This is a genomic window from Streptomyces sp. NPDC002076 (assembly GCF_053593835.1).
Genome location: NZ_JBSFDI010000031.1, coordinates 21,191 through 30,789, shown reverse-complemented (window position 1 = coordinate 30,789; position 9,599 = coordinate 21,191). Strand labels below are relative to the sequence as shown.

Here is a 9,599-nt window from a genome sequence, read left to right as displayed (position 1 = left end):
AAGGACCCGACGCGATGGCGAACGAGGACAAGCTCCGCGACTACCTCAAGCGGGCCACTGCCGACCTGCGTCAGGCCCGCCGGCGGCTGCGCGAGGTCGAGGAGCGCAACCAGGAACCCATCGCCGTCGTGGCGATGAGCTGCCGCTATCCGGGAGGTGTACGCACCCCGGAGGACCTGTGGCAGCTGGTCCTGAACGGCACCGATGCCATCGGGCCGTTCCCCACCGACCGGGGCTGGGACGTCGACTCCCTCTACGACGCCGACCCCGACAAGGCGGGCTCCAGCTACGTCGGCGAAGGCGGATTCCTCTACGACGCCGGCCACTTCGACCCCGCCCTCTTCGGGATCTCGCCGCGTGAGGCGCTGGCGATGGATCCGCAGCAGCGGCTGCTGCTGGAGACGTCGTGGGAGGCGTTCGAGCGGGCCGGTGTCGACCCCACATCGCTGCGTGGCAGCCGTACGGCCGTGTTCGCCGGAGTCATGTACCACGACTACACGGCCCGCCTGGACGAGATCCCCGAAGGCGTCGAGGGCTTCCTCGGCACCGGAAGCTCCGGCAGCATCGCCTCCGGCCGCGTCGCCTACACCTTCGGGCTCGAAGGTCCGGCGGTGACGGTGGACACCGCGTGCTCGTCGTCGCTGGTCACCCTGCACATGGCGGTGCAGGCGCTGCGCGCCGGCGAGTGCGATCTGGCGCTGGCCGGCGGTGTCACGGTCATGGCGAGCCCGGCCACCTTCACCGAGTTCAGCCGTCAGCGCGGCCTCGCCGCCGACGGTCGCTGCAAGCCGTTCGCGGCCGCCGCCGACGGCACCGGCTGGGGCGAGGGCGTGGGCATGCTGCTGGTGGAGCGGCTGTCGGACGCCCGGCGCAACGGCCACCCGGTGCTGGCGGTGGTGCGCGGCAGCGCCGTCAACCAGGACGGTGCGAGCAACGGCCTGACGGCGCCGAACGGTCCCTCGCAGCAGCGCGTCATCCACCAGGCACTCACCAACGCCCGGCTGTCGGCCGACCAGGTCGACGCGGTGGAGGCGCACGGCACGGGTACGACGCTGGGCGACCCGATCGAGGCCCAGGCGCTGCTGGCCACCTACGGCCAGGACCGGCCCGCGGACCGGCCGCTCCTGCTCGGCTCCATCAAGTCGAACATCGGCCACACGCAGGCCGCCGCGGGTGTCGCCGGAATCATCAAGATGATCCAGGCGATGCACCACGGTGTCCTCCCCAGGACCCTCCACATCGACGAGCCGACACCCCATGTCGACTGGTCGGCCGGCGCGGTCTCACTGTTGTCCGACACCGTTCCCTGGCCGGAGACCGGCGAACCCCGCCGAGCCGCCGTCTCCTCCTTCGGTTTCAGTGGGACGAATGCGCATGTGGTGGTGGAGCAGGCGCCGGTGGAGGAGGGGTTGGAGCCGGGGTCGGGGTCGGGGTCGGGGTCGGGGCCGGGGTCGGTGGGGGAGCCGGGTCTGGTGGCTGGTGGGTGTGTGGTGTGGGCGTTGTCGGGCAGGAGTGCGGCGGCGTTGCGGGAGCAGGCGGGGCGGTTGCTGGCGTGGGTGGACGCGCATGAGGGTGTGCGTCCGGTGGATGTGGGTGTGTCGCTGGCGGTGGGCCGTGCGGGTCTGGAGCATCGTGCGGTGGTGGTGGGTGGTGAGGCTTCGCGGTTGCGTGCGGGGCTTGCTGCCGTGCAGGCGGGTTCGGTGGCGCCGGGTGTGGTGCAGGGGGTGAGCGCGGGGGGTAAGACGGTGTTCGTCTTCCCGGGTCAGGGTTCGCAGTGGGCGGGCATGGCCTCCGCGTTGTTGGACGCTTCACCCGTGTTCGCTGCCCGGATCGATGAGTGCGCGGCGGCGCTGGACCCCCTCACGGACTGGTCGTTGGTGGATGTGCTGCGGCAGGTGCCGGGTGCGCCGTCGTTGGAGCGGGTGGATGTGGTCCAGCCCGCCCTGTTCGCGGTGATGGTCTCCCTGGCGGAGTTGTGGCGGTCGGCGGGTGTGGAGCCCGCCGCCGTGCTCGGCCATTCCCAGGGGGAGATCGCCGCCGCCTGTGTCGCGGGCATCTTGAGTCTTGAGGACGCCGCACGGGTGGTGGCGTTGCGCAGCCAGGCGATCGGCCGGGTTTTGGCCGGGCGTGGCGGGATGGTGTCGGTGGCGCTGCCGGTGGCGGCGGTGCGGGAGAGGATCGCCGTCTGGGGTGAGGAGCGGGTGTCGGTGGCGGCGGTGAACGGGCCGTCGTCGGTGGTGGTCTCGGGCGAGCCGCGGGCGCTGGAGGAGCTGCTGGCCGCGTGTGAGGCGGATGGGGTGCGGGCCCGCAGGGTGCCGGTGGACTACGCCTCCCACTCCGCGCAGGTGGAGTTGTTGCGTGAGGAGTTGCTGCGGCTGCTGGACGGTATCGTGCCGCGGCCCGCGCGGGTGCCGTTCCTGTCCACGGTGACCGGCCGGTGGGTGGAGGGTCCGGAGCTCGGGGCGGGGTATTGGTTCGACAACCTGCGTCGCACGGTGGAACTCGACGGTGCTGTAAGGGTGCTGGTGGAGCAGGGTTTCGGTGCGTTCGTGGAGTGCAGTGCGCATCCGGTGCTGGCGATGGGGGTGCAGGAGAGCGTCGAGGACGCGGGCCGGCAGGCTGCTGTGGTGGGGACGCTGCGCCGGGACGAGGGGGGCGTGGAGCGTTTCCTGGCGTCGTTGGGTGAGGCGTTCGTGCAGGGTGTGTCGGTGGACTGGAAGGCGGTGTTCGCCGGGACCGGTGCCCGCCGGGTCGACCTGCCCACCTACGCCTTCCAACACCAGAACTACTGGCTTGAATCAGGAGCCGCCCCGGCCGCACAGGACACCATCCCCAGCGACTCCGTCGAAACCCGCTTCTGGGAGGCGGTGGAGCGGGAGGACTGGGAGACGCTGGCTGCCGAGCTGGCGGTCGACGGGGATCAGCGGCTGAGCGAGGTGCTGCCCGCGCTGTCGTCCTGGCGGCGGCAGAGCCGTGAGACGTCGACCCTCGACGGGTGGCGGTACCGGGTCACCTGGAAGCCGCTGCCGGACAACTCGACGGCCCCACGCCTCTCCGGAACCTGGCTGGTCGTCGCGCCGGACGCGGACGGTGCATGGCCGGCGGGCGTCACTCGTACCCTCACCGCGCGCGGCGCCACGGTGCGGGTGCTGACGCCGGTCACGACCGACCGGGAAACGCTGGCCGCCCTGCTGCGCGAGGAGCTCGGCGAGGGGGAGCCCGTCAGCGGTGTGCTGTCGCTGCTCGCCCTGGACGCCGGGCAGCCCCTGCACAACTCCCTCGCCCTCGTGCAGGCCCTCGGCGACGCGGAGGTCACGGCACCCCTGTGGTGCGCCACCCGCGGCGCGGTCTCCGTCAACAAGGGCGACACACTCGACGATCCGGAGCAGGCGCTGGTCTGGGGCCTGGGCCGGGTGGCATCGATGGAGCACGGTGAGCGGTGGGGCGGTCTGCTCGACCTGCCGTCCGCGGCCGGTGGCGAGGGCGAGGCCGATGAACGGTCGCTGAAGCGTCTGGCGGATGTGCTCGCGGCGGCCGGTGACGAGGATCAGCTCGCGCTGCGGCCTGCGGGAGTGTTCGTACGACGGCTGGTGCGGGCCCCGCTGGACCGCACCCCGGCGGTCCGTGACTGGCGGCCCGGGGGGACGGTGCTGGTCACCGGTGGTACCGGCGCGCTGGGCGGGCATGTGGCCCGGTGGCTGGCCCGCAACGGTGCCGGGCATCTGCTGCTCACCAGCCGCAGTGGCCCCGACGCCCCCGGCGCCGGCGAACTGCGTGCGGAACTCACCGCCCTGGGCACGGAAGTGACCGTCGCGGCCTGCGACGTCGCCGACCGCACCGCCCTCGGTGAACTGCTCGCCGCGATACCGGAGGACCGGCCGCTGACGGCCGTGGTGCACACCGCGGCCGTACTCGACGACGGTGTCATCGAGGCACTCACGCCGGACCAGCTGGACCGGGTCCTGCGGGTCAAGGTCGAGGCGACCCGGCATCTGCACGAACTGACCAGGGACCTGGACCTGTCGGCGTTCGTGCTGTTCTCCTCCTTCGCCGCCACCTTCGGCGCCCCCGGCCAGGGCAACTACGCGCCCGGCAACGCCTTCCTCGACGCCTTCGCCCAGTACCGGCGCGACGCCGGGCTCACGGCGACGTCCGTGGCCTGGGGACCGTGGGGCGACGGCGGCATGGCCGAAGGCGCGGTGGGCGACCGTATGCGCCGCCACGGCGTGCTCGAGATGGCGCCCGAACTCGCGGTCACCGCCCTGGGCCAGGCCCTGGACCGGGACGAGACGGCACTGACCGTCGCCGACATGGAGTGGAAGCGCTTCGTCCTCGCCTTCACTTCCGGCCGGCCGCGCCCCCTGCTCGGCGACCTGCCCGAGGCACGCGCCGTGATGGACGGCATGCGTGCGGACACCGAGGCCGACGCGGCCGGCGGCAGCGCGCTGCTCCAGCAGCTCGCGGGCCGGCCGGAAGCCGAACAGGAGCGCGCGATCCTGGAGTTGGTGCGCACGGCCGTGGCATCCGTCCTCGGCTACGCGGGTCCGGAGGCGGTCGAGTCGGGCCGGGCCTTCAAGGAGCTCGGCTTCGACTCGCTCACCGCCGTCGAACTGCGCAACCGCCTCGGGGCCGCCACCGCGCTGAAGCTCCCGCCGACCCTCATCTTCGACTACCCCACCCCCACCGTTCTGGCCGGGCATCTGCGCCGCGAGCTGTCCGGTACGACCGGCGCGATCGCGGCCCCGCTGCCGGCCGTGGCCGGCGTCGCAGACGACGAGCCCGTCGCCATTGTGGCGATGAGTTGTCGTTTCCCGGGTGATGTGCGGTCGCCGGAGGATCTGTGGCGGTTGCTGGTCTCGGGTGGGGATGCGTTGTCGGGGTTCCCGGTGGACCGGGGTTGGGACGTGGAGGGGTTGTACGATCCGGATCCGGACGCGCAGGGGACGTCGTACACGCGTGAGGGTGGTTTCCTGCGGGAGGCGACGCGTTTCGATCCGGGGTTCTTCGGGATTTCGCCGCGTGAGGCGCTGGCGATGGATCCGCAGCAGCGGCTGCTGCTGGAGACGTCGTGGGAGGCGTTCGAGCGGGCGGGGATCGACCCGGTGACGCTGCGCGGCAGCCAGGCCGGTGTCTTCGTCGGAACCAACGGCTCCGACTACTCCATGGTCATGCAGGCCTCCGACACCGGATACGAGGGCCATCTGGCCACGGGCACGGCGGGCAGCGTCGTCTCCGGCCGTGTCGCCTACACGTTCGGGCTGGAGGGTCCGGCGGTGACGGTGGACACCGCGTGCTCGGCCTCGCTCGTCGCCCTCCACCTGGCGGTGCAGGCGCTGCGCAACGGCGAGTGCTCCCTCGCGCTCGCCGGCGGCGTCACGGTGATGTCGACACCCGGCACCTTCATCGAGTTCAGCCGGCAGCGCGGACTGTCCGCGGACGGCCGCTGCAAGGCGTTCTCCGCCGACGCCGACGGCTTCAGCCCGGCCGAGGGCGTCGGCCTGCTGGTGGTGGAGCGGCTGTCGGACGCCCGTAAGAACGGCCATCCCGTGCTGGCGGTGGTCCGCGGATCGGCGATCAACCAGGACGGTGCGAGCAACGGCCTGACCGCGCCCAACGGCCCCTCCCAGCAGCGCGTCATCCGGCAGGCGCTGGCCAACGCCCGGCTGTCGGCCGCGGACGTCGACGCGGTGGAGGCGCACGGCACCGGTACGAGCCTGGGCGACCCGATCGAGGCCCAGGCGCTGCTCGCCACCTACGGGCAGGACCGTGCCGAGGACCGTCCGCTGCTGCTGGGCTCGGTGAAGTCCAACATCGGACACGCCCAGGCGGCCGCGGGTGTGGCGGGTGTGATGAAGATGGTGCTGGCGATGCGGCACGGTGTGCTCCCGCCGAGCCTGCACATCAGCGAGCCGACCCCGCACGTCGACTGGTCCACCGGAGCCGTCGAGCTGCTCACCCGGAGCACCGAGTGGCCGCAGACCGGCCGGCCGCGCCGAGCCGCCGTCTCCTCCTTCGGCTTCAGCGGCACCAACGCCCACGCCGTTCTCGAAGAAGCTCCGCAGGACCAGGCGGAGCACTCCGACGACCCGCACGGCGACACCACCCTGCCCCTCACGGACGGCACGGTGCTGCCGTGGGTGCTGTCGGGCAGGACCGAGACGGCGCTGCGCGACCAGGCGCAGCGGCTCCTGGACCATCTGGAGGAGCACACCGACCTGGAGCCCGCCGACATCGGTTCCTCCCTGGCGCTCACCCGTTCCGTGCTCGACCACAGGGCCGTGGTGGTCGGCCGCGACCGAGCCGGCTTCGTCAGCGGACTGCAGGCACTGACCCAGGAGAGAGCACTGCCCGGGCTCGTGCAGGGGTCGGGCACGGGGAGCAAGGGGGTGTTCGTGTTCCCCGGACAGGGGTCGCAATGGGTAGGCATGGCCTCCGCGTTGTTGGACGCTTCACCCGTGTTCGCTGCCCGGATCGATGAGTGCGCGGCGGCGCTGGACCCCCTCACGGACTGGTCGTTGGTGGATGTGCTGCGGCAGGTGCCGGGTGCGCCGTCGTTGGAGCGGGTGGATGTGGTCCAGCCCGCCCTGTTCGCGGTGATGGTCTCCCTGGCGGAGTTGTGGCGGTCGGCGGGTGTGGAGCCCGCCGCCGTGCTCGGCCATTCCCAGGGGGAGATCGCCGCCGCCTGTGTCGCGGGCATCTTGAGTCTTGAGGACGCCGCACGGGTGGTGGCGTTGCGCAGCCAGGCGATCGGCCGGGTTTTGGCCGGGCGTGGCGGGATGGTGTCGGTGGCGCTGCCGGTGGCGGCGGTGCGGGAGAGGATCGCCGTCTGGGGTGAGGAGCGGGTGTCGGTGGCGGCGGTGAACGGGCCGTCGTCGGTGGTGGTCTCGGGTGAGCCGCGGGCGCTGGAGGAGCTGCTGGCCGCGTGTGAGGCGGAAGGGATCCGGGCCCGCAGGGTGCCGGTGGACTACGCCTCCCACTCCGCGCAGGTGGAGTTGCTGCGTGAGGAGTTGCTGCAGCTGCTGGACGGTATCGTGCCGCGGCCCGCACGGGTGCCGTTCCTGTCCACGGTGACCGGCCGGTGGGTGGAGGGTCCGGAGCTCGCGGCGGGGTATTGGTTCGACAACCTGCGTCGCACGGTGGAACTCGACGGTGCTGTAAGGGTGCTGGTGGAGCAGGGTTTCGGTGCGTTCGTGGAGTGCAGTGCGCATCCGGTGCTGGCGATGGGGGTGCAGGAGAGCGTCGAGGACGCGGGCCGACAGGCTGCCGTGGTGGGGACGCTGCGCCGTGATGACGGGGGCGTGGAGCGTTTCCTGGCGTCGTTGGGTGAGGCGTTCGTGCAGGGTGTGTCGGTGGACTGGAAGGCGGTGTTCGCCGGGACCGGTGCCCGCCGGGTCGACCTGCCCACCTACGCCTTCCAACACCAGAACTACTGGCCCGAGGCCTCCCCTCTGGAGACGGTTCCCGTGGCCTCGGCCGACCCGGCCGACGCTGCCTTCTGGGAAGCGGTCGAACGCGAAGACCTGCAGGCGCTGGCCGACACGCTGGAACTCGCGGACACGGAGCCCCTCGGCCCCGTACTGCCCGCGCTCTCGTCCTGGCGGCGGCAGAGCCGCGACCGGTCGACGGTCGACAACTGGCGCTACCGGGTCACCTGGACACGGCTTGCCGACGAGCGTCCGGCACGACTGACCGGCACCTGGCTGCTGGTGGTGCCCGGGACAGCGGCCGACGGCCAGTGGGCCGCGGCGGCGGGCCGCGCGCTCGCCGAACGCGGAGCGACGGTACGCACCTTGGTCCTGACCGAGGCCCACCCCGAACGCAAGGTGCTCGCCGACCGGCTCGGCGAAGAGACCGTCGACGGCGTCTCGGGCGTCCTCTCCCTGCTGGCCTCCGCTCCCCACCCGCAGGCTCTGCACGGCTCCCTCGCCCTGCTGCAGGCGCTGGGCGACACCGGCGTCGACGCCCCGCTGTGGTGCGCCACGCACGGCGCGGTCGGCGTGGGCGGCAGCGACACCGTGACGGACCCCGAACAGGCCCTGCTGTGGGGATTCGGCCGCACCGCGGCCCTGGAACACCCCGAACGCTGGGGCGGTCTGGTCGACCTGCCCGAGACCCCCGACGAGCGGTCGCTGACGCGGCTCACCGCCGTGCTGGCCGGCGACGGCGGGGAGGATCAGCTCGCGGTCCGCACCACCGGGGTGTTCGCCCGCCGCCTGGCCCGCGCCCCCTTGGCCGACTCCGCACCCGCCCGGAACTGGCGGCCCGGGGGTACGGTGCTGGTCACCGGTGGTACCGGCGCGCTGGGCGCGCACGTGGCCCGGTGGCTGGCCCGCAACGGTGCCGGGCATCTGCTGCTCACCAGCCGCAGTGGCCCCGACGCCCCCGGCGCCGGCGAACTGCGCGAGGAACTCACCGCTCTGGGCGCGGAAGTGACCGTCGCGGCCTGCGACGTCGCCGACCGCACCGCCCTCACCGGACTCCTCGCCGCCGTCCCCGCCGACCGGCCGCTCACCGCCGTCGTCCACGCCGCCGGCGTCCTCGACGACGGTGTCCTCGAGGCCCTCACGCCGGACCGCTTCGCCACCGTCCTCGGACCGAAGGCGGACGCTGCACGCAACCTGCACGAGCTCACCCGCGATCTCGAGCTCTCCGCGTTCGTGCTGTTCTCCGGTGTGGCCGGCACCCTCGGCGACGCCGGACAGGCCAACTACGCAGCGGCCAACGCCTACTTGGACGCCCTCGCCGAGCACCGCAGCGCCGCGGGTCTGCCCGCCACCTCGATCGCCTGGGGACGCTGGGGCGACGGCGGCCTGGCCGCCGACGGCGCCATCGGCGACCGGCTCGACCGGGGCGGAGTGCCGGCCATGACCCCGCGGCTGGCGATCCGCGCGCTGCAGCAGGCGCTGGACCACGACGAGACCACGGTCGCCGTGGCCGACATCCAGTGGGACCGCTTCGCGCCCGGCTTCACCGCCGTACGCCGCAGCCCGTTCATCGGTGAGCTGCCCGAGGTACGCCTGCTCGAGCGGACCAGCGCCTCCGACGAGGCCACGGGAAGCGCGCCGTCGGCGGCCGAGGCACTCCGGCAGCGGCTCGCCGGAATGTCCCGGGCGGAGCAGTCCCTCGTGGTACTCGAACTGGTCCGGACGCAGGCCGCCGCGGCACTCGGCCACCCCTCGACCGCCGAGGTCGGTGCGTCACGCGCCTTCAAGGAACTCGGCTTCGACTCCCTGATCGCGCTCGAACTGCGCAACCGGCTCAACGCGGCGACCGGACTGCGCCTGCTGGCCACCCTGGTCTTCGACCACCCGACCCCCGCGGCGCTCGCCGACGTCCTGCGCGCCGAGATCACACAGGACGGCGGCGCGGCCGCGGCTCCCGGCATCACTGAACTGGAACGGCTGGAGTCCGCCCTGTCGGTGCTGGACCCGGACGCGGAGACACGGACCGACATCACGGCGCGGCTGCGGGCCCTGCTCACGAAGTGGGAGGAGACCGAGCCCGGGTCCGCACCGGACGGCGAAGCGGTGGCGGGCCGGCTCCAAGAGGCGACGCCCGACGAGGTCTTCGCCTTCATCGAGAACGAGCTCGGAATTTAG

At 72.7% G+C, this 9,599-nt stretch carries 1 protein-coding gene; it reads left to right on the top strand.

The features are described 5' to 3' along the window. Window positions 1-14 precede the first annotated feature (14 nt). Window positions 15-9,599: a type I polyketide synthase gene (locus tag ACWCQS_RS41040; protein ID WP_451009230.1), complete on the top strand. Its 9,585-nt coding sequence runs from the start codon at window positions 15-17 to the stop codon at window positions 9,597-9,599.